This is a genomic window from Helicobacter bizzozeronii, assembly GCF_900196775.1.
Lineage (GTDB): Bacteria > Campylobacterota > Campylobacteria > Campylobacterales > Helicobacteraceae > Helicobacter > Helicobacter bizzozeronii.
Window position 1 is genome coordinate 25,778 of the sequence record NZ_FZLB01000006.1, and the last position, 26,261, is coordinate 52,038.

27 protein-coding genes and 1 tRNA gene are annotated in these 26,261 nt (G+C 46.3%); 13 read left to right on the top strand and 15 right to left on the bottom strand.

The window, feature by feature from the left end:
* Nucleotides 1–53 precede the first annotated feature (53 nt).
* The 10 genes from C5684_RS00875 to C5684_RS00920 are packed head-to-tail and all read left to right on the top strand — an operon-like array spanning nucleotide 54 to nucleotide 9,295.
* Nucleotides 54–1,031: an RluA family pseudouridine synthase gene (locus C5684_RS00875; RefSeq protein ID WP_104639123.1), complete on the top strand. Its 978-nt coding sequence runs from the start codon at nucleotides 54–56 to the stop codon at nucleotides 1,029–1,031.
* Entirely contained in the window at nucleotides 982–2,229 is a 1,248-nt protein-coding gene (locus C5684_RS00880; protein WP_104639124.1) for a fibronectin type III domain-containing protein, read from the top strand. The genes C5684_RS00875 and C5684_RS00880 overlap by 50 nt, the downstream gene beginning before the upstream one ends.
* A gap of 6 nt (nucleotides 2,230–2,235) precedes the next feature.
* On the top strand, nucleotides 2,236–3,420 hold the full coding sequence (locus tag C5684_RS00885; protein WP_104639143.1) for a class I SAM-dependent methyltransferase: 1,185 nt from the start codon (nucleotides 2,236–2,238) through the stop codon (nucleotides 3,418–3,420).
* The gene (locus C5684_RS00890) at nucleotides 3,413–4,084 is read left to right on the top strand and encodes a cell division ATP-binding protein FtsE (protein ID WP_013890556.1); all 672 of its coding nucleotides are present in this window, start codon (nucleotides 3,413–3,415) and stop codon (nucleotides 4,082–4,084) included. The genes C5684_RS00885 and C5684_RS00890 overlap by 8 nt, the downstream gene beginning before the upstream one ends.
* Nucleotides 4,071–4,880 carry a hypothetical protein gene (locus C5684_RS00895; RefSeq protein WP_013890557.1) on the top strand — a complete coding sequence of 270 codons (810 nt, stop codon included), beginning with the start codon at nucleotides 4,071–4,073 and terminating at the stop codon, nucleotides 4,878–4,880. The genes C5684_RS00890 and C5684_RS00895 overlap by 14 nt, the downstream gene beginning before the upstream one ends.
* Nucleotides 4,877–6,127 carry a murein hydrolase activator EnvC family protein gene (locus C5684_RS00900; protein ID WP_104639125.1) on the top strand — a complete coding sequence of 417 codons (1,251 nt, stop codon included), beginning with the start codon at nucleotides 4,877–4,879 and terminating at the stop codon, nucleotides 6,125–6,127. Before C5684_RS00895 ends, C5684_RS00900 begins: the two co-directional genes overlap by 4 nt.
* 51 nt (nucleotides 6,128–6,178) lie before the next feature.
* Nucleotides 6,179–6,577, top strand: coding sequence for a flagellar protein FlaG (locus C5684_RS00905; protein ID WP_050955555.1), 399 nt, complete (start codon nucleotides 6,179–6,181; stop codon nucleotides 6,575–6,577).
* Nucleotides 6,578–6,595: 18 nt separating this feature from the next.
* Nucleotides 6,596–8,680 carry a flagellar filament capping protein FliD gene (gene fliD, locus C5684_RS00910; RefSeq protein WP_104639126.1) on the top strand — a complete coding sequence of 695 codons (2,085 nt, stop codon included), beginning with the start codon at nucleotides 6,596–6,598 and terminating at the stop codon, nucleotides 8,678–8,680.
* Nucleotides 8,681–8,691: 11 nt separating this feature from the next.
* Entirely contained in the window at nucleotides 8,692–9,075 is a 384-nt protein-coding gene (gene fliS, locus C5684_RS00915) for a flagellar export chaperone FliS (protein ID WP_006018226.1), read from the top strand.
* Complete coding sequence (locus tag C5684_RS00920) at nucleotides 9,059–9,295, top strand: hypothetical protein (protein WP_104639127.1); 237 nt, start codon at nucleotides 9,059–9,061, stop codon at nucleotides 9,293–9,295. Before fliS ends, C5684_RS00920 begins: the two co-directional genes overlap by 17 nt.
* 6 nt (nucleotides 9,296–9,301) lie before the next feature.
* Here C5684_RS00920 and C5684_RS00925 read toward each other — a convergent pair whose 3' ends face one another.
* The 6 genes from C5684_RS00925 to C5684_RS00950 form a co-directional block, all read right to left on the bottom strand.
* Nucleotides 9,302–9,883, bottom strand: a complete 582-nt coding sequence (locus C5684_RS00925) for an outer membrane beta-barrel protein (protein WP_013890562.1) — start codon at nucleotides 9,881–9,883, stop codon at nucleotides 9,302–9,304.
* Entirely contained in the window at nucleotides 9,880–12,930 is a 3,051-nt protein-coding gene (locus C5684_RS00930) for an efflux RND transporter permease subunit (protein WP_104639144.1), read from the bottom strand. Before C5684_RS00930 ends, C5684_RS00925 begins: the two co-directional genes overlap by 4 nt.
* Nucleotides 12,931–12,940: 10 nt before the next feature.
* Entirely contained in the window at nucleotides 12,941–13,636 is a 696-nt protein-coding gene (locus C5684_RS00935; RefSeq protein ID WP_104639128.1) for an efflux RND transporter periplasmic adaptor subunit, read from the bottom strand.
* A 9-nt stretch (nucleotides 13,637–13,645) separates the two neighbouring features.
* Nucleotides 13,646–14,893, bottom strand: a complete 1,248-nt coding sequence (locus tag C5684_RS00940; RefSeq protein ID WP_104629203.1) for a TolC family protein — start codon at nucleotides 14,891–14,893, stop codon at nucleotides 13,646–13,648.
* A 175-nt stretch (nucleotides 14,894–15,068) separates the two neighbouring features.
* Nucleotides 15,069–15,145, bottom strand: a tRNA-Arg gene (locus C5684_RS00945).
* 78 nt (nucleotides 15,146–15,223) lie between these two features.
* Nucleotides 15,224–15,532 carry an HU family DNA-binding protein gene (locus tag C5684_RS00950; RefSeq protein WP_104637930.1) on the bottom strand — a complete coding sequence of 103 codons (309 nt, stop codon included), beginning with the start codon at nucleotides 15,530–15,532 and terminating at the stop codon, nucleotides 15,224–15,226.
* Between the two features lie 178 nt (nucleotides 15,533–15,710).
* Here C5684_RS00950 and gap point away from each other — a divergent pair, with 178 nt between their 5' ends.
* The 3 genes from gap to corA are packed head-to-tail and all read left to right on the top strand — an operon-like array spanning nucleotide 15,711 to nucleotide 18,896.
* Nucleotides 15,711–16,718: a type I glyceraldehyde-3-phosphate dehydrogenase gene (gene gap, locus C5684_RS00955; protein WP_199764454.1), complete on the top strand. Its 1,008-nt coding sequence runs from the start codon at nucleotides 15,711–15,713 to the stop codon at nucleotides 16,716–16,718.
* Nucleotides 16,712–17,947, top strand: a complete 1,236-nt coding sequence (locus C5684_RS00960; RefSeq protein WP_013890568.1) for a phosphoglycerate kinase — start codon at nucleotides 16,712–16,714, stop codon at nucleotides 17,945–17,947. The genes gap and C5684_RS00960 overlap by 7 nt, the downstream gene beginning before the upstream one ends.
* Nucleotides 17,940–18,896 carry a magnesium/cobalt transporter CorA gene (gene corA / locus C5684_RS00965; protein ID WP_006018240.1) on the top strand — a complete coding sequence of 319 codons (957 nt, stop codon included), beginning with the start codon at nucleotides 17,940–17,942 and terminating at the stop codon, nucleotides 18,894–18,896. Before C5684_RS00960 ends, corA begins: the two co-directional genes overlap by 8 nt.
* On the opposite strand, the gene C5684_RS00970 is transcribed toward corA, so the two are convergent.
* The 9 genes from C5684_RS00970 to C5684_RS01010 form a co-directional block, all read right to left on the bottom strand.
* Nucleotides 18,893–19,432 carry a membrane protein gene (locus tag C5684_RS00970; RefSeq protein ID WP_013890569.1) on the bottom strand — a complete coding sequence of 180 codons (540 nt, stop codon included), beginning with the start codon at nucleotides 19,430–19,432 and terminating at the stop codon, nucleotides 18,893–18,895. The genes corA and C5684_RS00970 overlap by 4 nt on opposite strands.
* Nucleotides 19,429–20,601, bottom strand: coding sequence for a glutathionylspermidine synthase family protein (locus C5684_RS00975; protein WP_104639130.1), 1,173 nt, complete (start codon nucleotides 20,599–20,601; stop codon nucleotides 19,429–19,431). The genes C5684_RS00970 and C5684_RS00975 overlap by 4 nt, the downstream gene beginning before the upstream one ends.
* Before the next feature lie 9 nt (nucleotides 20,602–20,610).
* Entirely contained in the window at nucleotides 20,611–21,249 is a 639-nt protein-coding gene (locus C5684_RS00980) for a UPF0323 family lipoprotein (protein ID WP_006018244.1), read from the bottom strand.
* Nucleotides 21,250–21,325: 76 nt separating this feature from the next.
* Nucleotides 21,326–22,102 (bottom strand): outer membrane protein, encoded by a 777-nt coding sequence (locus tag C5684_RS00985; RefSeq protein ID WP_233707979.1) that lies wholly within the window; start codon nucleotides 22,100–22,102, stop codon nucleotides 21,326–21,328.
* 151 nt (nucleotides 22,103–22,253) lie between these two features.
* Nucleotides 22,254–23,111 carry a thiamine-phosphate kinase gene (locus tag C5684_RS00990; RefSeq protein WP_104639131.1) on the bottom strand — a complete coding sequence of 286 codons (858 nt, stop codon included), beginning with the start codon at nucleotides 23,109–23,111 and terminating at the stop codon, nucleotides 22,254–22,256.
* 1 nt (nucleotide 23,112) lies between these two features.
* Nucleotides 23,113–23,940, bottom strand: coding sequence for a carboxylating nicotinate-nucleotide diphosphorylase (gene nadC / locus C5684_RS00995; RefSeq protein WP_104639132.1), 828 nt, complete (start codon nucleotides 23,938–23,940; stop codon nucleotides 23,113–23,115).
* Nucleotides 23,937–24,929 (bottom strand): quinolinate synthase NadA, encoded by a 993-nt coding sequence (gene nadA, locus C5684_RS01000; protein WP_199764452.1) that lies wholly within the window; start codon nucleotides 24,927–24,929, stop codon nucleotides 23,937–23,939. The genes nadC and nadA overlap by 4 nt, the downstream gene beginning before the upstream one ends.
* Before the next feature lie 6 nt (nucleotides 24,930–24,935).
* A complete protein-coding gene (locus C5684_RS01005; RefSeq protein ID WP_104639133.1) occupies nucleotides 24,936–25,733 on the bottom strand; it encodes a phosphatidylserine decarboxylase in 798 nt (265 codons plus the stop codon).
* Between the two features lies 1 nt (nucleotide 25,734).
* Nucleotides 25,735–26,253 carry a hypothetical protein gene (locus tag C5684_RS01010; RefSeq protein WP_006018251.1) on the bottom strand — a complete coding sequence of 173 codons (519 nt, stop codon included), beginning with the start codon at nucleotides 26,251–26,253 and terminating at the stop codon, nucleotides 25,735–25,737.
* Nucleotides 26,254–26,261 lie beyond the last annotated feature (8 nt).

Consider the following 26,261-nt stretch of genomic DNA (forward strand, 5'->3'; position numbering starts at 1 on the left):
TAATATTTCTGCTAAAATCCTTTTAGCAATAAAAAGTTTATGAAAGGCTTGTTTTGCCCAAACAGACTTGGATTGTGGATCAAAAGGGGCGTTTGGACACTTTCTTGAGCGCCAAACTCCAAGTGGCTAAAAATCAAGTCTTACAACTCATCAAGGCTGGTTGTGTGCGCCTCAATGGGGGGGTGTGTAGCAAGGGGGGGGTTAGCCTCAAACTAGGCGATCTCTTAGAAGTTTTAAGCCTAAAGCCTACAGAAAGCCCGCCTACTAGCCTACCGCCCCTAGATTTGGAGATCATCTATGAAGATGAAGATATTTTGGTGATCAACAAGCCCCCCCATTTGGTGATCCACCATGCCAGCAGTGTCAAAGAGCCCACTTTGGTGGATTATTTGCAGGCTAAGGGCTATGCGCTCTCAACTCTGAGCGGGGCGTTGCGCTATGGGATTGTGCATCGTTTGGATAAGGACACCAGTGGGGTGTTGGTGGTGGCTAAGAACAACGCCAGCCATGCGCACTTGGCTAGCCAGCTTAAGAGCAAGCAAATGGGGCGTTATTATCTAGCCATCCTCTCAAAACCTTTGAATGCTCCAATGAGCGTGGCATGCCATCTAGGGCGACACCCTAATAACCGCTTGAAAATGACCAATTTAGATGCGCTCAGAAACCCCATTAGGGGCGGAAAAATGTCTAAGACCCATTTTGCCCCCTTGATTACAGGCAAGAATCAAGCCCAGCTCATTTGTGCCAAATTAGAGACCGGGCGCACGCACCAAATCCGCGCGCATTTGGAGAGCCTAAATCGGCACATCGTGGGCGATCCGCTCTATGGGCAAAAAGATAGCTACACGGGGCGTATTTTATTGCACGCCTACTTGCTCTATGCCACCCACCCAAAAGATGGGCGCAAACTTCTTTTTAAAGCCAACATGTTAAAGGATATGCTACAATATTTAGAAAGCCATTTTGAAGGGATGAGTTGGGATGGGTTGGAAAGCGGTATTTGTGGCTTGTTTGGCGGTGCTACTGGTTAGTTGCGCGCCCACAAGGAAAAATAGTGTTCTCTCATTTTTTGGGAAAAAAGAAGAGACTCTTAATCCGAACTTACCTGTCGTGCAGGGGATTAAAACCATCGATGATGTGCAGTCTGTAGGATTCGAGTGGCAACCTGTGAGCAATCCCGGACTCATTGATGGGTTTGTGCTCTACCGCATGCAAGCCGATCAAAGCTTTAAACGCGTGGCGATTGTACGCAACCCCCTAGCCACGCATTATTATGATGATGGTCTGACCCCCCAAACCCAGTATTACTACCAAATTGCCACCATTGGCAAAAATGGCGGCATCTCGCGTGCCTCTGAAACAATTAGTGTCCGCACTTCTTTTATTAATCCGGTGGAGAGTGTTTTTGCTAGTCATGTCGAGCCCAAAGAGATCAAGGTTTTTTGGAGCCCCCACCCTAACCCCAGCATTGATAAATACATTATCCAAAGAGAGGGGAGCGATGGCAAGTTTTCTAATATCGGGGTGGTGAAAAATAGGCTGTATGTGGAATATTTTGATAAGGATTTGCCCGATGGGAGCACCTATCGCTACCGCGTGATCGCTGAGAGTTTTGAGGGGGCTAAGTCTTTGCCCAGTGTTGTCGTAACCGGTAGGACTAAAGAACCCCCAGTGGGGGTAACTGGCGTGCAAGCCAGCAATAACCTCACGCGTAAAATCCAGCTGAGTTGGACTCCCTCTGATCAAAAAGATGTGGTGTCTTACCGCATTTATGCCGCTAATAAAATGGACGAACGCTTTAAAAACATCGCCGAGACCAATGATACCAGCTACTTAGACAATGTTGATGCAGATGGGGTGCAGAGATTTTATAAAGTCGTGGCGGTGGATAAATATAATTTAGAGAGCATGATGCCCGCAACAGCAGTTCAGGGCATGACCTTGCCCCGCCCAGCCACGCCCATCATCACAAAGGGCACAATTGAGGATGGGCAAGCCATCATCGAGTGGCAACCCATCCAAGATGGGCGGGTTAAGGGCTATGCTGTCTATCGCTTTGATGGCAATTCCAGTTCTAAGCCCTTGCGTTTTGGGGATCTGAGCAAAACCCGTTTTGTGGATAATAACATGGTGAGTGGGCAAAAATACCGCTACCAAGTGGTGAGTGTTGATGGAGCCGGCTTGGAATCAAACCCAAGTAAAGAAGTGGAATTGCGCTTGGATCGCTAGTTGTGCATGCCGCACCTGTTTGCTTCTTTGGCTAAATTGCCTAATTTCCCCTTTGAGATCGGGGGGTTTGTCTTTTTATACCGCGCTTGTAGTTTAAGAGATGCCCGCTTGAGCGTCATTCGTGTCCAAAAACAAGGACTTTATGGGCTCTATGATTTTTGTATCTTGCAAATCAAGCAAGAAGGGGGGGACTTATTCAAAGCGCAAAAATCCACACGCCCCCTCCCAGTGGGGGTCTTACAAAAAGCCTTGCAGATTTTGGCGCGTTTTTGCAATGTGTCTTATTCCAATTTGGGCGCGCCTAGCCCCTATTTTGAAAGCCCCTTTTTGATCCGCTGGGATTGTTTTGATTTTCCCCGATTTTACCACCTAGAGATTGGCTTTGGCTCAGGACGGCATTTGCTCAACAAAGCCCAAAAAAATCCACAAGAAACCTATATCGGGGTGGAGATTCACACCCCCTCCTTAGAGCAAGTTTTGCGCCAAATCGAGCTTTTAGGGCTTAAAAATCTCTACTTGGTGCAAGCCGATGTGCGCGCGTTATTAGAAATTCTACCCTCAGGCTGTTTAAGCTTAGATGTGCATTTTCCCGTGCCTTGGAGCAAGAGCCCTAATCGGCGTGTGTTTAACCCCCAGACCCTAGAGCACATGCGCGCGATTTTGTGCCAAGATGCGTGGTTGTGGCTTAGAAGTGATGATGAACCCTATTTCCAGCAGAGTTTGCAACTGGTTTTAAGCTTGCCTTGCTGTGATCTGCAGGTTTGCAAGAATATAGATCAAGATATGGTGTTGAGCAAATACGAGGCGCGTTGGAGACGGCAACAAAAAGACATTTGGGATTTAAAATTGCGCGCCTTAAGCCCCATTGATCGCCCTTGTTTGCCCTTTTTATTGGACGCACCCTTGCACTTTCAAGCACCCAGCAAACAAGAGTCTCCGCATTTGTGGCAACAAGGGGCGTGGATACAGCAGAATTGTTTTTTAAATATTCAAGATGTGTTAGAATATGAAAATTTGTGGTTATTGGTGTTGGGTTTGGGGGACTGGCTTGCCCCCTTAAATAAAATGGTCGTGGTGGATCGCCAAAAGGGCACAATCGAGTACATCGGGGGCTTACCGCTCAATACAAAAGCCCACAGACAAGCGCACCAACATTTGCTAGAGATTTTGCAGGAGGAGAATTGTGGCTAGTATCATTGTGGCTAAAGATTTGTGTTTGGGGTATAAAAAAGATGAGTGGGTGATCAAGGGAGCCAATCTGCGGATCGAGCGCAAGGATTTTGTGTTTATATCAGGGGCGAGTGGGAGCGGGAAGAGCACGCTTTTGCGATCGCTCTATGGGGATTTGCCCATGATGGGGGGGAGCTTAGAGGTGTGTAATATCAATGTCAATCGGGCTTCTAAGGCGTTTATCAATGAGCTCAGACGCAATATTGGGGTGGTGTTCCAAGATTATAAATTGATTGAAGAATGGACCGTGGAGCAAAATATTAAATTACCCATGATCATCAATGGCTATAAAAAAGATGAATGCAATATCCAAGCTGAGAAACTCTTAGCCCATGTGGATTTGCTCTATAAGTCTAATCGCTACCCGCTGGAACTTAGCGGTGGGGAGCAACAACGCGTGGCGATGGCGCGCGCGATCGCCCACAAGCCCTTTTTAATCCTAGCTGATGAGCCCACAGGCAACCTAGATGATTATTCAAGTGATATGATTTGGAGCTTGCTTAAAGGGGCTAACAAACAACTAGACATCACGATCGTGGTGGTAACGCACAGGATTCCCAGTAGTTTTAATATCCCTTACCGCAAAATTTACATCAAAGACGGGGAGATTCATGAATACACTTAAAGAACATTTGGCTTTTCTCCTGCCTTTAATGGCATTACTCTTTAGCTTGGAGAGCATTTTATTTATCAATCGTGCCGTCAATATCAGAGAAGAAAAGCTGTCTAAGAGTTACACGATCACCATTGCCAGCAAGCAAAAACTCACACTGCCCTTTTTAAGGCAAAACATCAAAGAGAGTGCTACACTCACCCTCATTGATCCGGACATGCTTTTAGAAAAGCTCCAACAAAATTTGACCCAGACCAATATCGCCAATATCAAAAAAAACCTGCCCTACTTTTACTCGCTCAAACTAGCCATCTTCCCCACATCAGCACAACTCCAGCAAATCCACCAAAAGCTTTTAAAAATCCCGGGGGTGGAAAAAATCGAAGTCTTTAGCAAAACCCACGACCAAGAATACCGCTTATTGTTGTTGCTTAAAAAAAGTATCATGGTTCTTGGCGTGCTGGTGGTGGTGCTCTCCATCTTGCTCTTGATGAAACAAGTGAGCGTGTGGAATTTGCAATATTCTAAACGCATTGAGATCATGGAGCTTTTGGGCGCGCCCATGCGCATCAAAAACGGCTTTCTATTCAAATTGGCTTTGGTGGATTCTATCTTAGCCAGTGTAGGGGTGCTGGTTGGGAGTTTGTATTTATCCTTGCAAGATAAATTCCAAGCGATCTTGCAAGCCCTAGAAATTAAGGGCGGTTTGTTTGTGTGGCAAGAGGACATGTTGATCTTTTTAGGCACTTCCATTGTGGTGTCTTTGATGTGTGTGTGGGTGGTTGTGATCCAAAGGAGAGTGGCATGAAAACCCTACGGGTTATGGGTTTGGTGGGCTTATTTAGTATGGGCTTGTTAGGCAATAAGGGGGCGGGTTTAGAAGACATTAACCGCAATATCATACTCAATCAAAATAAGCTCGAAGAGACCACCCTAGAAAAAAACAAGTTGAGTAACCATCTAAATAGCTTGGGCAATGCGATCAACCAAAAATACCAGCAAAGCCAAGAATTGTCCCAACAAATCCAAGCCCTCCAAAAAAGCATTGAAAAAAACCAAGCCCAAAATTTGCTCCAAGAAAAATCCCTCGAACAACACCGCTCGCTATTGGATAGTTTGAAAAAAGATCGCCACCAAATCCAAGATGCCGTTACAAGCGTGTTGCTTAAAGATTTGTTATTTGTTTTGGTCTTAGAACAAGAGAGTTTAGCCACTCCAGAGGATTTGATTTTGCAAGAAATCTTTAAGCATGTCAATCAAGACTCCAAAATCAAATTAGCCGACTTGAATCTCAAAGAAGAGCAGATCAATAGCAAGATCACCCAAATCACCCAAAACATCAACCAAATCAATAAAACCATCGGGGCACAAAAAGATCGGCAACGCAATTTAGAAATCATGGTTGCAGAACAACAGAAGTTGATCACAAATATGCGCGCCGAACTAGCCATTTATAACAAAAAATTAACGGCTTTAGACAAGGAACGCAAAGAACTCGATCAGCTCCTAGCCTCTTTAAATATCATCAAACGCAATAAAGAAAAAGAGTTAGAAAGAGAACAGCACAACAAGCAAAAAGCACCCCGTGCAATCGGGGGTATCCAAGCCCCACTAGAGGTGCGGCAAGTGGCTAATTCTTATCGCGATATTGTTACCATCGCTTATAATGGCCCTAAAACCATCGCCCCCCTAGCCAACTATAAGATCGTGCAAAAATTTGGACCTTATTTTGATCCAGTCTATAAACTCAAGGTCTTTAATGAATACATCACGCTTGTTTCGACCAAACCCAATGCGGTCGTGCGGAGTATCTTTGATGGGCGGGTAGTCTATGCTAAAGAAGTGCCGATCTTAAAGAAAGTGATCATCATTGAGCACAAGGGGGGCATGCACACCATTTATTCCCAGTTAGATAAAATCGCCCCCACGATCAGGCATGGCTTGCGGGTGCAAAAGGGCTATGTGATCGGGCGAATCGATCAACGCCTAAGCTTTGAGGTTACCATAAAGGACAAACACATCGATCCTTTGGAGATCATCGCCCAAACACATTAAAAGCAACAAAAACATGCCGATCTCAAGGCGAGCTTTTTGAAAGGAGAGTTCATGTCAGTTGAAACCATTAATTTTACAAAACAACCCCATTTATTACAAGCAGTTCCACAGGTGAATCCGCTCCACATAGAGGAGCAGAACGATTTATTGCAACCCGTTGCCAATAAAGCAGATTTGAAAAAGGCGGACAAGGCGGATCAAGAAGCTGAGAATGCCTTATTGTTAGAGGAACGGGATTTGCAGAAACTGAGTAAGGAACTCAATAGAGAGATGAAGCGTATCCACTCTAATTTGGTCTTCAAATATAACGAGGAGATCGGGAGTTTGGTGGTGGTGGTTAAAGATAGCAAGGGCGAGCACATTATCCGCGAAATCCCACCTCAGGGGATGGTGCGTTTGATGGAGAAGATGCGCGATATTGTGGGGATTATTTTTGATAAAAAAGGCTAGGTGTCTTTGGAGTAGAAAATGGGTGTTGGGAAACTAAGTTCTTTAGGGATTGGGAGCAAGGTCTTAAATTACGATGTGATCGACAAGCTCAAGGCGGCTGATGAAAAGACCATGATCGCCCCTATTGACAAAAAAATGGAAAATAATATCCAAAAGCAAAAAGCTTTGGTGGAGATCAAAAGCCTCATTTCTGCCTTAGAATCTCCTGTGCAAGCCTTGAGCGACTACTCCACCTACACAGCTAGGAGTAGCCATGTGAGCGGGGATGCGCTCAAAGCCAGTGTGAGCCCAGGGATTCCGCTCCAAAATATCAAGGTCGATGTTGAAAATTTAGCACAGGGGGATATTAACGAGGTGGGGACGCATTTTCGCTCCCGAGATGATGCCTTTAGCCAAGCCAATACCAAGTTGCACTTTTACACCAATGGCAAGAATTACACCATTGACATCAAGGCGGGCATGAGTTTGGGCGATGTGGCTCAGGCGATCACCGATGGGAGCGGTGGGAATGCGATGGGGATTGTGATGAAAACCGGGGGGGACAAGCCCTACCAACTCATGATTAACTCCAAAAACACCGGAGCTAATAGCCGTCTCTTTTTTGGCACAAGTGTCGTTTCGCACTTGAGTAGCGATGCGCCCATCACGCTAAGCCTAGCTAGCGCACCCAGCCCTGATGGCAAGACTCCAGCCAAAACCGAGCATGATTTTTTTATCAAGGTTTATGATGCCAATAACAAGCTTGTAGAAATCCCCATCACTCTTGATTTGAGCAGTGCTACGCCTGTGCCTAAGAAAAATGAAGCCTTGCGTGCAGCCATCCAAAAAGCCCTAGAGGATAACCCCGATACAAAATCCTTAGTCGATTCGGGTCAGCTCAATGTGGAAGTGGTGGATGATGGCAAATCGCTCATTATCAATGACAAACGCGGGTTAGAGGTGGCTGTTGGGGGGGCTAAGGCTGGGGAGTTGGGCTTTATCCAAGATAAATCTGAGAGTGGCGATCTGTTTAAAGCCGCCACAGGGATCAAGCAGGGCAAGATTGAGGGCACAATCCGCCTCAATGATCATGCCATCGATTTGGGGGCAATTACCTTGATGGGTAATTCCAGCACACAGAATGGGGAGGCAATTGTCAAAGCCATCAATGCCATTGAGGGCTTGCATGCCTCTATGGGAGCAGATGGTAAATTAGTTCTCAATAGTGATAGCGGAGAGTTGCGTATAGCCGGGGTAGGGCCTACTGGCAAGGCAGGTCTTAGGAATATTGGACTCACAGAAGGGCTCACCCAAAACTACGCCCACACGCAAGGTCTTTTTGCGCTTAAAAATCTCCAAAAAGCAGGCGATGCGAAATTCACCTACGATGGGGCGACCATCACCCGCCCCACTAATGAAGTCAATGATGTGATCAATGGCGTGTCTTTGAGCTTGCTAGGCAAGACTGAGCCAGGCAAACCTGCCATTGTGAGCGTTACACGGGACAACAAGGCAATCATTGACCATGTGAAAGAGTTTGTCAAGGCTTACAACGCCTTGATCCCCAAACTTGATGAGACCACCCGCTATGACCCTGATACACGCATTGCTGGGATTTTTAATGGCGTGGGGGATATCCGCACGATCCGATCATCAATCAACAATGCCATTGCTTTTACACGCACCACTGAAAAGGGCGTGGATAGCTTGATGAAATATGGGATCATGTTTAATGAGAATGGGCAGTTGAGCCTAGATGAGAGCAGGCTATCCAGTGCGCTTGGCACGGACCCTCAAGGCGTGCAAGACTTTTTCTATGGGTCTCAGGTGAAAAGCATGGGGGGCAAGGAGATTCACCAAGAGGGGATTTTTGAGCGACTCGGTAAAGTTTTATCGCATTTAGTCGATGGTAGTAGTGCTAGCTTGAAAATATATGGAGACTCCTTAGAACAAGATGCTAAGGATTTGCGTCGCGACAAACAAAGCGCGATGGATTTGTTAAAAACCCGTTATGACATCATGGCAGAACGATTTGCTGCCTATGACGGGCAGATTTCCAAAGCCAACAAGTCATTTGATGCGGTGCAAATGATGATCGATCAAGCGGCAGCCAAAAAGAATTAGTGAGGATGAAGATGTTTAAGGCAAATGCGTATAATCTATACCAGCAAAACTCTGTGAGTGTGGAGTCTCCGGCTAAACTGATTGAGATGCTTTATGAGGGCATTTTGAAATTCGCCGCCCAAGCCAAACGGCACATGGAAGCCGATGATATTGAAAAAAAGATTCTTTATATCAACAAAGTTGCGGATATTTTTACCGAGCTTTTAAATGTTTTGGATTATGAACGCGGGGGCGAGGTGGCTGTTTATCTAACCGGGCTTTACACCCACCAGATCAAAACCCTCACGCAAGCCAATGTGGAGAATGACAGCACCAAAATCGATTTGGTGATGGGGGTTGCTAGGGGCTTGTTAGAGGCTTGGCGGGAGATCCATGCACATGAATTGGGTCGATGAACTCAAGATCGCGCTTTTAGAAAATAACACGCAAAAAGCCTTTAATTTGGTTGTTGATGCCCCGTTGGTCTTGCAAGGGGCGAGCTTAGAAACTTTGGAGGTCGCTAAGGTCCTCATCGCCACCACGATCGAGCGACTCCATGAAGAACAACAAGCCCTAAGTAATCAAATGCGCCAGCTCAAAGTCGCCCAACGCTTTTTAGAGATTTCAGCCCCCTAAGACCGTTTAAAACAAATAAGCGTAACTAGCCACCCAGTAGAATCGTTCTGAGTAGAACCCTTTGCCCATGACCGCTTTTGTCTTGCCAAAGGGGATTTTAACCCCCAGTTCCACGCGGTGTCTTTGCTCAATGGTGCTCCCCACGCCCAAATTAAAAACCCCATTATAGCCCATAAAAGAGCGGTTGCTATCCGTGCTGACCAAAGTGGGCGCGCCTTGAAAATACCCAAACCCCAAACCCGCATAAGCCCCAAGATCGTATTTGCCTATCTTGTAAAAATCGCTCACCACATCCATATTGAGGCTCAAAAAGGAATGCACGAGGGTATGAAACGCTGTGGGCTTTAAACCCATGATGTAGCTCAAATCCACACGCAAGGCGGCGTATTTCACCAAATCGTATTGGTAACCCGCCTTGATCCCCCACAAAAAGGAATTGGTCCAAGGGTGTTTGGACGCAATGGAGAGTCTGTAGGTTTCAAAACCGCTCATCACACCCACAAAAATATGGCTTTTATGCTGGATTTTCTCGCTGGTAGCACCCAATAACCCCACACCCAGCGAGAGTCCGCATATCCATTTGATCATTTGCGACCCTGATAGAATCGCTTTAACTTGTCATCTAAAGGAGCTAGTAAGCGATAAAAGATCGGCACGACCAACAAGCTTAACGCCATAGACACCAATAGCCCCCCACTCATGGCAATGCCAATGGGTGATTTCATCGCCGAGCCCTGCCCTACAGCCAAAGCCAAAGGCAACATGCCACACACCATCGCAATCGTGGTCATTAAAATAGGTCTTAGACGCGATTCGCCGGCTAAAATAATGGCTTTTTCAATGCTATGCCCTTCTTTACGCCGATCGTTGGCGATGTCAATGATGAGCGTGGCGTTCTTGCCCACCATGCCAATAAGCAAAATCAACCCCATTAAAGAGAACATGCTCATGGGCTGATGCACGATTCCTAGCACAAAGAATGCCCCAGAAAAACTTAGAGGCATGGTAACCATGATGATCAAGGGCTCTAAGATCGACTCATAAAGGGCGGCTAAGATCATGTAAATGAGGATAAAGGCGGTAGCGATCGCCACGCCAAAGGCTTCATTAGTTTCTTTAAGCTTGTCTGAGTCGCCTGTGAAGCGGAAAGCCGCTCCTTTAGCCAGCCACTGATCTTGGTGTTTTTGCACTTGGCTTAAGAGTTCGCCCAAATCCACCCCAGCAGCCGGGCGTGCTAGGACCGTAACGCTTCTTTGGCGGTTATAGCGGGTGATATTGGAGGGCACTTTACGCTCAATCACTTCCATGAGCCCATCTAAAAACATCAACTTACCATCTTTGTTTCTGATCTGTAACCGTTTGATGTCATCTACATTGATTTTTTTATTGGAGGGGACGCGGATCACAATGTCATACTCTTTACCATGCTCTTTAAAGTAGCTCACCCGATTTTCCCCAGAAAAGGCGTTGCTCACCACACTTGCAATGTCTTGAGCACTCACGCCGTATTTGGTTGTGGCTGCCCTTAAAACGCGTAGTTGGTATTGGGTTTGGTAATCGGAGGTGTTAGTGTGGTAACCCACTACCTTGCCCTTCATCTCGGGACTTTCTAGCAAGAATTTTTTAAGTTTTGCTACGCTTTCATCCACGAGCTTTTGCGTGGGGGCATAGACATAGGCTTGGAAGGCTGAGTTATCCCCCCCACCAATTAAGGGCACTTCGGCTAGGTTGATGGAGGCAATGTCTTTAGCCTCTGGGATAGCCCTTAATTTGTGGCGCATCTCCTCCATGATCGCAAATTGGCTTCTTTTATGCCCTTTTTTGAGTTTGACATAGAATTTACCCTTAAAGGTGCTTTGGATATTCCCATAACCCACTTGCATGGAGTCAAACTCCACATCGGGGTCTTTTTCAATCACGGCTTGCAAGGCTTTCATTTTAGCCAGCATTGCTTTTAGGCTAATGTCGGTTTGCGCCTTGACATAGACATAAAACATGCCCCGATCTTCTTTTAACATAAACTCCATGCCCAGCTTGCCAGCCACATGCAAAGAGCTAGCAAAAATCCCCGCCACGACTAACCCCACGATCAATTTATGGTTTAAAAGCCAGCCTAGCAACTTGGCATAAGATTGCTCCATTTTTTGGAAAAAGGGTTCGGTGCGTTTGTAAAATTTAGATTGCTCGGTGGATACGATGATGGAGCTTAACATGGGGATCACCGTAACCACCACAAAATAGGAAATCACAATGGCTAGGGCAACCGTGATCCCAAAGCTTTGGAAAAAACGCCCCACAATCCCGCTCATGTTACCCACAGGGATAAAGACAGACAAGAGCATCGCAGAGATCGCCACAATCGCAAAGGCAATTTCATGCACGCCCTCATAGCTTGCTGTCCTCTTGTCCATGCCCGCCTCTAGCTTTTTGTGGATGTTCTCAATCACCACAATCGCATCATCAATGATGATCCCAATGGAGAGCGTGAGCGCAACCATGGTGAGCATGTTTAAAGAAAAGCCCATCCACTGGATGAGTGCAAAAGTCCCCATAATGGAGATGGGGATACTCATTGCGGATACAAAGGTGATAGACAGACTGCGCAAAAAGAAAAAGACCACAGAGATCGCCAAAATCCCCCCCAAGATCAAGTCAAACTTGACATCTTTAATGGAGTGGCGGGTGTAATCGGTGGTGTCTAAAAAGGGGCGTAACTCATAGCCCGGGCTGACTGCACGCATGGCATCCATCTCTTTATAGACCGCATCCACGATCTGAATCTCATTAGCCCCGGCGATCTTTTGCACCTCTAATACAATGCCCTGATCGTGTTTGTAGCTGGCATAAGTGATGTCCGGATCAATGCCCTTTTCAATGGTGGCGATGTCGGCTAGGCGGACATGGTTGCCAATTTGGATATTGGCTAATTCTTCAAGGGTGTAGCTATTGCCATCGACCAAAATGGCGTAGTTTTTCTTAGGACCGGTGATCTTGCCCCCGTCCATTTCTAGGTTCTGGCTTTTTAGGGTGTTGTAAAGGTCGGTGTAGGTCAAGCCATATTTATTCATCAAACTGGGGTCGGCATAAATCCGCACTTGCTTTTCTTCAAAGCCTTGTAATTGCACCCCGCCCACGCCCTCGATCTTTTGCAACATGGGCTTGATGATGTTTTTAGCATGATCGTTGAGCTCGGCTGGGGTCTTGGTCTTGCTGGTTAAAAAGATCGAGAGAATCGCCTGCCCGCTGGTATCGACCTTATCGATGGCGGGGCGGCGGATATTGGGATCGCCAAAGCTCACGGAGGAAACTTTGTTGATGATGTCATTGAGGGCTACCGTGATGGGCTTTTCAAGCACAAATTCCACGACCACGATACTGATGTTGCGCGCGCTATTAGAAGTAACCTTCTTGATCCCATCCACCCCCATCACGGCTTCTTCAATCTTGTCGGTTACTTTGCTCTCCACAATATCCGCACTCGCCCCCGGGTAGCTGGTTTTCACCACGATGATGGGGAAGTCAATATTGGGGAAAAGCGCAACACTGATTTTTTTGAGTGCCATCGTGCCAAAGAAGACCACCATGCACGCAAACATTAAGGTTGTGATGGGTCTTTGGATCGCAAACTTATACACAAAAGCCCCCTTATTGGATAAAGCCATCCCCAAAGATGCCGGGGACTAGGGGGCTATTGACAGGCAATAGGGCTTCTGCATTCACCTTGCGGGTGCTGACATCGATCGTGGGGTAAATTTTGGTGATTTTGACTTCTTTTTTTTCCGATTTACCATCGACACTATAGATGAATTTATCCCCCACTTTGACAACGGGCAAGTATTTTGAGTCAAACTCTAGCACCATTTTTACCCGCCTACTCACCAATCTAAAAAGCACGGTGCTATTGGCGCTCGTGCCCTCCCCTAGCTCAATATTCTTGCTAGCAATCACCCCATCAAAAGGGGCTTTTAAAATGGTCTTTTCCACCACTGAGAGGGCATAGTCGCGGTCATATTCGAGTTTTTTATAATCTGCATAATACTTGTCTAGCGTGTTCTTATCCACAGCACGCCCGATTTTTTGGTAACGCGCATATTGCTTTTGTGTGAAGTCATATTGCTGGGTGATGGAATCGGCTTGGGCTTTCTTGTCCCTGTTATAAAGGGTTAAGAGCACATCGCCCTTTTTGACATAAGAGCCCACATCGACATAAATGGCATCCACAATACCCGCCGAATCTAATTTGAGATTGGCATCTTTGAGCGCGACCACATTAAAAATCGCATAAACTTCTTTTGCTTGGAGCCCTACTGCCAAGAATAGGGCGATGAATATTAATCGCATGCTGATTCCTTAGCGCACATAATCTTGGATATGATGCCCACTATAAAAAATGTAATTGGCTTTTTGCATTTCGTAGTTGTTAAGAGATTGGTTGTAGATCACCTCCGCATCAAAGCGGGTTCTTAGAGCCCTTAAATAGGTGGTAAAATCAACCAAATTGGCATTGTATTTTTTCTTAATGCTTTCATAGGCGATATTGGCAGATTTTAAGCTCGCCTCCGAGCTGCGGATACGCGATCGCGCCATGTCTAAAGACTTGCGGTAAAGTTCCACATCCTTGACTTGTTCCATTTTTTTATACATTAGGTTCTTTTCTTGTGCCATTTGGTTTAAACGCAGGTATTGTTTTTGCAAATTCAAGCCAATATCATTCAAAATATTCAAGGTTACCACGACTCCCACGGTGTTTTGCTGGTTAGGGAACAAGTTTCCAAAGCGGTTATCATTCCCCCGAGCAAAGGCGGGTTTTTGGATATAGTATTGCCAATCGTCATTAACATCAATGGTTGGGTAGTAGTTGAGTTGTTTGTTTTGGTAGTGGATCGCAGTGATTTGTTCTCTTAAAGCACGCAAGTCAGCCCGCTCTTTTAAGGAGAGAGTGGGGGAAAGCAGAGTGGTCCTCTTTAAAGAGGGAATCTTGCTATTGGTTAAATACTCTAAAGTCAAGCGGTTTTGCTCAATATCAAATTCCATCTGGGTGATGTCATTCTCACTGAGCGCACCCTGTGCCTTTGCGCTCTCTAAATTATCCGCCGTGGTTAATCCTTGCTCAAAGAGTTGTCTGGTGCGATCAATATCAGAACGCAATTCAGCCAATTTCTTTTTGGAGGCAACTAGCTGTGCCATGTTGTTGAAATATTGGTAATACTGCTGGACCACCTGCAAATAAATACTTTGCTTGGTGTATTCCATATTAGCGCTGCTGGAGCGATAACTAGCGGATTTTTCTTTGACATTATTAATATCGCTAAAACCATTGAAGACATTGAGTTTTAGATTGGTGTTGAGTAATTGCATGTCGTATTCGGGGTAAAAAGGCGTGTTTCTGTTGCGGTGGTTATAGGTGTAATTGCTACTCAAGGTAGGTAAAAACTTAGCCTTAGCAATGGCGTGGTTTTTGAGGGCTTGGCGCACTTGCAGGCGGGCTGCTTGGAGGGAATAGTTATTGTCTGCATTTTTGATTAAATCTGCCAAACCCAGCGCATGCCCTTGTGTATCGGCAAATTTGCGATCTTCCATATTTTCTAATTGTTTCATATTGAGTGCTAGATCATCTCCGGGGGGAGAATAAGTCTCTAATTCTAAAGCTTGCAAATTCCAGCAAAAAGACAATGCCAAAGCACCCCTAATCCATGAGAACCTTTTGCTTTGGATTGGTAAAAAACGCAAAAACCCCATAACTAACTCCAATTAAGTAGCACACAAAAACGGGTGGTGTCCTTGGCGGGATTTGAACCCACGACCTTACGATTAGGAATCGTACGCTCTATCCAACTGAGCTACAAGGACTAATCCATCTAACAGAAAGCAACGGCATCGGATTCTGAGTGTGATCCACACTCATCAAAAATCAAGCTTAAAGCTAAGCTACTTTTTCTTACTCACTTTGGGCTTTTTGTGCGCTGCCACTACATCTTTGAGCAATTTACCCGGCTTGAATTTGGGGACCATTTTATCTGGTGTGCTATAGGTTTTATCGCTCCCGGGCACTTTCCCGCTCTTGCCTTTTTGCAACGCCACCTCAAACTTGCCAAAACCCACCAGCTCCACACTCTCATGCGTGCCCAACACCTTTTCAATGGCTTTCATAAAACCATCTAACGCCTTTTCAGCGTCTTTTTTGCTCTCAAATTCACCCTCTTCTTTGAGTAAATCGACAAACTCCGCTTTTTTCATCTCAAACCTTTCTGACATGCTTAAAATACGGCAAGCATTATACTACAAAATGTAAACTTTAGGGAACAAACCCGCCCTAACCCTCCTTTAGAGCCTTAAATCTAAGGCAGACACCCCCCTTTAAGAGCGATTCAAGCTAGCTATTTGTATGATAGCCCCTCATACTAAGCTTTAAGGGATTTTAAAGGTGCGTGTAGCGATCAATGGGACAGGGCGGATCGGCTTGTGTGTGAGTCGGATCATTGGGGCTAGAAAAGACATCGAATTGGTGGCGATCAACTCCACCTGCCCGCTAGAAACTTTAATCCACCTTTTGCGTTTTGATTCCTTGCACAAACACACGCTAGAAATTGAGCAAATCGATTCGCAACACATCGCCATCGGGCATAGCCGGTATGTCCGGATTTTAAGCGATCGCGACCCCTCCAAGCTGGATTTTAGCCCCGCCCAAGTGGTGTTAGAATGCACGGGCAAGTTTAATGATATTAACCTAGCCCAAGCCCACTTAAAAAACCAAGTCCAACAAGTGGTGATCTCTGCCCCGGCTAAAAACACCCCAACCTTTGTCTATGGGGTCAATCACACCGCCTACAACAACCAACCCATTATCTCCAACGCCTCTTGCACCACCAACGCCCTAGCCCCGCTTTTAAAGGTGCTAGATGATAATTTTGGCATCCAACATGCTTTAATGACCACCATCCATAGCTACACCAACGATCAAAATCTACTGGACTCCAAGCACAAAGACTTACGCCGCGCGCGTGCGGCTGCGCTTAATATCATCCCCACCAGCACGGGGGTGAATAAAGCCATTGCCCTAGTTTTGCCCCATTTGGCTAACAAGATCAGCGGGCTAGCCCTAAGAGTGCCCACCCCCGATGTGAGTTTGATTGATTTGAGCTTTAGCACGCAAAAATCCTTGAGTTTAGAAGCCTTGCATGCTTGCATGGAACAAGCGAGCCAAAAAGAGCTTAAGGGGATTTTGGGGATTGATACCCAAAAATGCGTTTCGAGCGATTTTTTAGGATCGCCCCTAAGCTCCATTTACATTCCCGATCAAAGCCTTGTGCTAGGCGAGCACCACGCCAAAATCCTAGCATGGTATGATAACGAGGTGGGTTATAGCCACCGCTTAGTGGATATGGCACAATACATTCACCAACGCAAAGGACAAGCATGCTAGCGGGCATTAAGAAAATGCAAGAGGTCTTGGGGATTCAAGATGTGGCACTCAAGGATAAACGGGTGTTGATCCGCGTGGATTTTAATGTGCCCTTAGATAAGGATTTTAATATCACTGAGGATACCCGCATGCGTGAGAGTATCCCCACGATCAATTATTGTATCGACAACGGGGCTAAGTCGGTAGTTTTAGTCGGGCATTTGGGGCGACCCGAGCCCAAGATAGATGGCGAAAAGCAGATTCAATTTTCCTTTAGCCACTTGGTTAAACGCCTAGAGAGGCTTTTAAATAAAGAGGTGTTGTTTGCCCATTCGCTTGAGATGGCGCAGGGTTTGCAAGAACAAGATCACCCCGTTATTTTAGTGGAAAATCTGCGTTTTTATAAGGGCGAAAAAAGCAATGACCCTTTGTTTTCCCAAAAGCTAGCCAGCTTGTGCGATGTTTATGTCAATGATGCCTTTGGGACGAGCCACCGCAAACACGCCAGCACCTACGGGATTGCCCAATTTGTGCCGGTCAAAGTTGCCGGCTTTTTGCTCAAAAAAGAGATCAATTCATTTGCTAAGGCTCTTGCCAACCCCTTACGCCCGGTGCTCTTAATTGTGGGTGGGGCTAAGGTGAGCTCCAAACTCACGCTTTTACGCAATATTTTAGATCGTGTCGATAAGGTCATCATCGGCGGGGCGATGAGCAACACTTTTTTAAAGGCACTGGGTTATAACATGCAAGCCTCCTTAGTGGAAGAGGATTTGATCCAAGAGGCTCTAGAGATTTTGCAAAAAGCCAAACAAAAGGGCGTGCATGTGTATTTGCCCGTAGATGTGGTGAGCACCCCGCACATGGATCACACCGATCAAGTCCAAATCACCCCCGCCCAAGACATCCCGCTAAACCATATCGCTGTGGATATTGGTCCTGCCACCTCTAAGCTCTTTTCATTGGTGATTCAAGGCAGCCAAACCATTATTTGGAATGGTCCGCTAGGCGTGTATGAAGTGCCCTTATTTAGTCGGGGGTCTTTCCAAATCGCCCATAGCATTTCTAACACCTATGCCTATTCGCTAATTGGCGGGGGCGATACCATCGATGTTTTGACCCGTGCGGGCGATAAGGATAGTGTCAGCTTTATCTCCACAGGTGGGGGGGCGAGTTTGGAGCTTTTAGAGGGCAAAATTTTAGTCGCCTTTGAGGTTTTGGATCAAAAACAAAATTGGGCAGATCATGATTAATGTGTTTGCCAAAAACAACCACTTAGTCGAGATCGTGGATTTCCATGGCTTTGAATCCTTCCCTTTAGATGAGCAAAATATCTTGTGGTTTGAGCTCATCAACCCCACCGAAACCGAATTGCAATGCATTGTCCAAAACTACCACATCAACACCAGCCAAGAAGAGCCCGAAAAAAGCGCGATCGCCAAGTATTGGGAGAATAGCACTTCTATTACTATCAATACCTACTCTGTTTATAAAGACACACCCCTAGCCTTCCATGCAGAGCCGATGACCTATTTTATTTCAGATAATATTTTATTCACCCTTTATAATGGCAATCTGCCCATCTTTGAGGATGTGCAAAAACGAATCCTAGCCAGCCCTAAAAAATTCCAAGATGGCTTTGATATTTTGTCTAAAATCCTAGAGCTTTATTTTGAAAAGGGTGCGGATTATTTAGAAGAGGTTAATCGCGAAACCAGTGCCTTAAGAAAACAAATTGTGCTCGAACCCAATATCTGCACCCATGAGGATACGCTCATCACCCTCTCTTTTTTGCAAGAATTCAACATGGAATTGCGCGACTCGCTCTTTGATAAACGGCGCATCATCACCACCTTACTCAAAAGCAATAAAGTTGATAATGAAACCAAAAAGGATTTTAATATTATCTTAAAAGATTTTAGCTCGCTGGTGGATTTCAGCACGGCTAATCTCAACGCCCTAGATAATATCCAAAACCTTTTCACCTCTCAGGTCAATGTGGAACAAAATAAAATCATCAAGCTTTTCACGGTGGCGACTATGGCGATGATGCCCCCCACCCTCATAGGCACGATCTATGGCATGAACTTTGAGGTCATGCCTGAGTTGCGTTGGGAATTTGGCTACCCCCTAGCCGTGCTCACGATGATCATCTCCACCATCTTGCCCATTCTCTACTTTAAAAAGAAGGGCTGGCTTTAAAGCGCGCTCCACAATAACACCCCCAAAACCCCAGTGCCTAGCAAAAAGGCACCTAGTAGCCCCTTAGTCTTACGCCTAATCCCCATAGCCAACCCGCTCACATAGAGCAAGCACAAGAACACCGCAAAGATGCCCGCAAAGATGAGTAAAGCGCGGTTAGCCCTACCCTTATGCACCTGCATGATCACCCCTAAAAAGCTGCGCTTGGTGAGCGTGATCTCGCTCTTCTCTCCCTTGGTTACCAAACTGGCTTCATAAGCGGGTGTGCCAATGATCAAAGCCCCTTTGAGTTTTTTAGGCTCAATCTTAGGGGGCAGGGCTTGTTTGTCTTTTAAAAAGGCGATCAAAAAATCCAATTCTTGTTGGGCTGTAACTGCTGGCACGCTCCATTTGCTAATCTGGGCTCCCGTGTTAGAGTTAAAGCCCAAATAATACGCCCCCCCACTCACCACAAAGAGCAAGACCATCGGCAAGAAAAAGACACTCACATAGGCATGGAAGGCATAGGCTAGACCCATAGAGGATTTGCGTTTCATCTGATGATGTGGCTGGCAAATTTAGAAAAATTATCCAAAATCAACCCGCCCTTTCTAAAGCCCAACCCACAAGCCTCATAGGCAAAAAAGACATTGGGTTGGTAGTAAAACTCCCCAGCCTTATTGAGCTCGTAATATTCTTGGTAAATGGGCTTGTGGTTGCCATAAATCCCCTCACTTTGCGCTACAACCTGCCCGTTAGCATCCAAGATCGCCACATTCGCCCCCTCTCTGCCAAAGGCGACCTTTTTAACCTGTTTTTTATTGCTGAGGGGCTCATAGCGGGTTTCTAACAATAAGGGGTGGTTAGGGTAGCGATCCCAAAGCACTTTTAAAAAGCGTTTGCTTTGGAAAAGCAGAGTATAAGCTGGGTTTAAAAAGATCGTGTTTTGATTCTCCATCATGGTTTGCATGATGGCAGCTAGCTCGGGCTCATCAATGGCGATATTCTCCCAAGGCACGAGCTTAAACAAATATTCGTAATTCACCCCCCCAAAAAACACGCCCTGATCTTTGTCAAACTGCACCTCATCGATGTAGGCAAAGTTACTTTCAAAACCCGCACTCCTAGCCGCATCCTCTAAAAATTTCGTGGTGCGTTCCTCCTCGCTACTCCCCTTAATGCAAGCAAAGAGAATCTTCCAGCCCTCATACATGTTTTCAAAGGCGCTGGTATCCCCATCTAAAGTTACCAGCCGTTTAAAATTCTCCACCAACGCCTCATGGATATTGTTGAATTGCAAATCCGCATCATAGCCATTGTATTTGAGTAACGCCCATTGCACCACCGCGCTTTCATAGAGCATGGTCGGCGTATCGGCATTAAACTCCAACAATTTAATGGGCTTGCCATCTAAGCCCCCCGCCAAATCAAAACGCCCATAAATATGCCAATGCACTTCATTTTCCCAACTCTGCTTGATCAAGGGCACAATGCTATTAGGAATATCCAGCTCAAAAAAGCGATCGTGTTCGATAATTTCTTGTGCGGTCTCTACAAACATCTCATAAAGCTCATTGCACGCTTCATAGTAGGCATCGGCTTCGCTTTGGCTCACAATAACCAAATCTTGGCTGATATAAGGGCTGTTATCCGTGTCTGTGTGCCAATCTAGCCCGATTTCCTCTAGGGCTTGCTGGCTTAAAGGGTCTAAAGTTTTAACTTGCATGCATTCTCCTTAAGAACTAGCACTTGGGGTAGAAGCACCCCCAGAGGGCGTGCTTGTTGAAGGTTTAAAAAATCCGCTTTTGCCCGCATTAGATGCAGGCGCGCTTGCTGGGCTTGAAGGGCTTTTAAAAGTGTTTTGGCTTCTTTGGTAGGCTTGTGGGGAGGTGTAGTTTCTTTGGGCATTTTGGTTGTAATTGGGGTTGTTAAACAGCTTGTTGCCAATATAGCTCCCCAAAATCGCCCCCGCCGCACTGCCCAAAATGGCTGCCCCAATGCCAAGCCCCGATCCGCCACCTTCAGCGGGGGGCTTGGTGAGCTGGCTGGTGCCATGGTCGATCTTGGCTTCCTCATCTTTAATGAGTTTTTGGATTTCCTCATCGCTTAGCATGCGTTCCTTGCCCTGCAAATCCCGCACCACAACCCGTGTCTTATCGCTAGGATACTCCTCTGCGACCTTGTAACTTTTATCCGCCTGCTCTTGTAAAATCACAAACGCCCCCTTTTTTAAGGCATTGCTGGTGTTGCTCTGCTCGGTGGGTTTTTGCTCGTGGCTATCTGAGCCCTTACAACCCGCTAAAGTTACCACCACGACCGCACTCAATCCCCCCACGATCGCATAATCTGCAATTTTTCTAAATGGTCGCTTCATCATGATCCTTTCTGCAAAATCCCATCATAGCATGTTTTGGTAAAATCAAGGAGCGACCCCCAACCAAGCCACAAATCTAAAAATTCACCACATAATTAGCAAAGAGGGCGATCACCCGCCTAAAATTTAAATTCATGGTGGGGTTATCTTTATTGGTAAAATAGGGCGTGTTGATGACAGGCACACGCACCCCCACTTCAAACCCATTATGCTTGCTAAAATTGCCACGCACCCCAAAATTAAAGGCAAATTGCACGAAACTAGGCGAGTAATGCGCCTTATTCCCCAATTTTTTAGCCACTTGCGCATAAGAATCCATCGTGTTGCATGTGATTGTCCCGCCACTATCACTAACCACATAATCCATCACCGGGCATGCCTTATTATCCCCCAAAAGCCACGAAGTCCCCCCCAACGCCACGCCCCCAAAGACCCCAAAAGAGCGTTTTGGGCTATCAAAAAAGTTAAAGAGCGCATCCATACCCGCACCATAGAATAAATCTGCCATCCCCCCATTGCGGATCGTGTAGCTCGTGGTCGTGCCATCGGCATTATTTTTGTAACCATATGGGTAACTATAACGCCCCCCTTGCGCGCTGAACATCACATAATAACGCAGACCAAAGCGTTTTTTCTTGCCCAAAAATTGTCTGTAGCCCAGCTGCAGATCGCCCCCAAAAAGGCTACCCGAGATCGCATCGGTGGTTGCGGTTTGGGCAGAGGGGACGGGGCTGGCAAAAACTTGAGTCTTCCCCTCTGAGCTCATGTAAGAATATTGGAAACCTAGAGCAAAATACCCGCTATTGCGTTCCGCACCCAAAGGGTTCAGGCATGCCAGAATACTGAAACCCAATAGAGAATGCTTCAGGTTTTTAGTTATTGTAATCAAAAAAAGCTCCTTAAAAAAGCAAAAATAATAAAAAATTATTAAAAATAACAATAACGCAATTTTAATAGACTTTGTCTAATTTGTCAAGGGCGATTAGGGCGCAGCTTAGGGGGTTTTAGGCATGCCAAATTTTGGGGCGGTAATGGGATTGCCCTTGTTGGACGCGCCCGATGATACGCAGTTTTAAGCGGTGTTTTTGGGCGAGTCGGTAGGCTTTGAGTCTGTGTCTAGGGGCTAGGCACAAGAGCATTTCATATTCTTCGCCACTCAAAAAGGCGCGTTTGTGGGGTGGGTATAGGGGGTTGTGGATTTTGAAGGCTAGGCGGTTGGCTTTGGATAAGCGGTTACATTCCGCAAAGAGTCCATCAGAAATATCCATGCCCACATGCAAAATGGATCGCGCCTCGTGCATAAAGTGCGCACAGGCTTTTAATTGGGGGGCATAAAATTTAGAATGCTTAGGCACTTTCCCCCCCCTTAAGAGCGTGTGCAAGGCTTTATAACTACCCCCTAGCATGCCGGTGTGCATGATCAAATCCCCCTTGCGTGCCCCGACCCTGTATAGGGGTTTGGGGGCTTGGGCTAATAAACTCACGCTCAAGCTCAAGCTTTGCCCCACAATGGTATCCCCCCCGATCACACGCACGCCAAATTCCAAACAAGCCCGCTTAATCCCCTTGATGAGCGCTCTCATTTCAGTAGGTGTTATATTTTTGGGCAAGGTTACACCCAAGAGTGCATATTTAGGCACAGCCCCCATGCTGATCGCATCGGAGATATTCACGATCAAGGCTTTATAGCCAATCTGTTCGCAACTAAACCATTCTCTTTTAAAATGCACGCCCTCGCTAAAGAGATCCAACACCAAAACCACATTTTTAGGCAGGTTAGCCAACACCACGCCATCATCCCCGATCCCCTGCGTGATCGCGCTTTTTTGCAGAGTCTCCAAAAAATAACGCTCAATGTCCAAGTTAGGCTAATTTCATGCTCATATCCACCCACACCGCTTGGTGGATCAACGCCCCACTACTGATCGCATCCACCCCGCTTTGGGCGTAGGCACGCACGCTCTCTTGGGTGATGTTCCCGCTAGCCTCCAAGAGCACTAAGGGGTAATGCGCATTTCTAAAGGCGACCACCTCTTTTATCTCGCCAACACCCATGTTATCACACATGATAATATCCGCCCCCAATGCCATGATCTCTTGAGCCATTTTTACGCTGCTGCATTCAATCTCAATCTTGGCTGTCCATGGAATGCTGGCGCGTGCTTGTTGCATAAAACTTTTGAGATCGCCAATGTGGGCTAAATGCGTGTCCTTGAGCATGAGGGCATCATCTAGCCCTAAGCGGTGGTTTCTAGCCCCCCCATTGCGCACCGAATACTTCTCAAACACCCGTAAAAGCGGGCGGGTCTTGCGGGTGTCTAAGAGCTGTATAGGCAAATCTTGGATGAGTTTCACATAGCGCGCGGTTTGGGTGGCGATTCCGCTAGAGTGTTGCAAGATATTCAAGATCACCCGTTCTAATTTCAAAAGCAGGGCAAAATCACCTCGCAACTCCAAGATCACCTGTTGGGGGCTAAAGCTCTGGCTATCATGGACATGCCAAGTGCCTTGAATCCCCATCCACTCCAAGAGCTCTTGGATATAAAGTTGCCCAGATAGCACCCCAGCCCCCTTAGCCAGCACGCATGCTGGCACCTCTAGGGTTGGGGCTAGGCGTTCAAACAAATCCCCCGATCCCAAATCCTCTTGCAAACACGCCTTTAAAAAGTCTAAAATCTGGGTGTCTTTCATGAGAGCTCCAGCATGCGATCTAATGCCACTTTTGCCCACTTAGCCACCTCAGTATCCACTTCGATACGGTTATAGGCGCGGTGGTTTTTATAGGCTTTCAACACCTCAAAGAGATCGCCCAAAGTGGTTTCATTCATGGTCGGGCATTCGGGCAAAGTGCTGGAGAGCACATAGGTATTTTGTGCGCGTAGGCGTTTGACTAAATTAAATTCTGTGCCCACAGCGACCTTTTGTTCTAAGGGCAAGGAACGCACAAACTGGATAATTTGGCTGGTTGAGCCCACAAAGTCGGCTAACTCCACCACGCTAGGATCGCATTCAGGATGCACCACGATTAAAATATCGGGGTATTTTTCTCTGAAAAAAGCCACATCGCTAGGCTTAAAAAGCTGGTGCACGGCACAAAAGCCATTATAACAAATCACATCGGCTTGTAAAATTTGCTCGGGGCTATCTAGCCCTAAAAGGGCACTTTTGAGGTTATGCGTGTGCGCTAAATTCATTCCCAAACAACGATCGGGTAGAAAGAAGATTTTTTGCCCCTTTTTTTGGGCATAATCAAAGATTTTAGAGGCGTTCGCACTGGTGCAAACTAGCCCCCCCATCGCCCCGACTTTGGCTTTCACCCCCGCACTGGAATTAATGTAGGTGATGGGTAAGACATCGTTAATACCTAGTTTTTGGAGCATGTGCATGCTTTGATCAAAGTAGCTACTATCAATCATCCTAGCCATCGAACAACAAGCCAACTTAGGCATAATAACCTCTTTTTGGGGGGCTAAGATTTTCACACTCTCGCCCATAAAGCCCACCCCACAAAAGACGATCAAATTTTGCGGGCTAGCACTCGCCCGCCTAGCCAACTCGAGGCTATCGCCCGTGATCTGGGCTAGTTCTACAATCTCATCTTTTTGGTAAAAATGCGCCACTAAGAGCGCATCTAGATCGCTAAGCAACTTTTGCACGCTTTGGGCTAAATCTTGCATCATCTAACCTCAATCCAAGGTAGCAATATTAGTGCCATAGAGCACTTTTTGACCCACTAAAGGCAAGGGCGTGCTGTGGGCTACAAAGAGCACAATGCTAGAACCCATCTCAAAACGCCCCAACTCTGCCCCCTTTTCTAGCACAATGGGCGGATCGTAGCGGTAAATTTGGGATTTGGGGTGGATTTTGGCATTGGTTTGGATATTGGGATCAAAATTAAGCACAATCTGCCCCACATTGAGCGCACCCACAGCCACAAAATAGAGCAAAAAGCCCCGATCATCTTGGGCGATCACCACCACCCGCTCGTTACGCACAAAAACATTAGAATGTTTGTTTAAAGCGCGTTGCCCCACACTCAAAAGTTCCCCGCAAAAGTGGCGTGTCTCTAGGATTTTGAGATTACATGGAGCATGGAAGCGGTGGTAATCTTTGGGGGAGAGATAGAAGTTAAAAAAGTGGTAATGATCCTCTAAGGGCTGTTCTAACCCTAAGAGTTCATAGACGCTATAAGCCATGCCCTTAATTTGCAAGGCTTGTTGGTGTTCTACCCGCCCACAAGCGGTGATCATGCTATCACTGGGCGCATTTAAGATCTTAGGATCGCTATTTAAGGGTCTTGGGGTTTGCAAAGCACGGGTGAAAAGGGCGTTTAGAGTGGGGTAGGACTCTAGGGGTGCAAAGCCAGTTAGATCGATGTTAAATAAACGCACATAAACTAGATTAATCACCTTTTGCACGGGCGTGGGGAAGGCATGGCGGGCAAACTTGCCAAAGAGCCTTGAGAGGGTATTGCTATTTGCCATGTCAAATATCTGCCAGCTTTAGGATAAATTCGATCTGCCCCTTGCTGCTCCGCAACTCTTTAGCAATGGAATCCACGCTCCAGCCTTCTTTATACATTTTAATGACCTTTTTTTCATCAATATCATCGTTGCTGGGCGTGAAGTGCCCCAGCTCTTTAAACTTGTTTTCTAAGACGATGATCTTTTCTTCCAAATAATCCCGCTCTTTGTGGATACTATCTTGGATTTCTTGGAGATGGTTATAAAGATTAGACAAACTCGCATTGAGATTATCATTGACCGCATCTTTCACGCTGGCACTCATGCTAGAGGCGTTAAACTCGGCTTGTAACTCGCTCTCTTGAATCCATTTGCGGATTTTATAAATTTCTTGGTTGATCGCATCGAGGGCTTTTTCAAGTTGCTTGGTCTTGTTGGCAAATTCTTTATCCTTGATATAGCTATAAGCTATCAAGCAAGCAAAGACCAACACCACCACCCCGCCGATAATCCACATTAACACATCAAAACTCAATTGCATGCACGCCC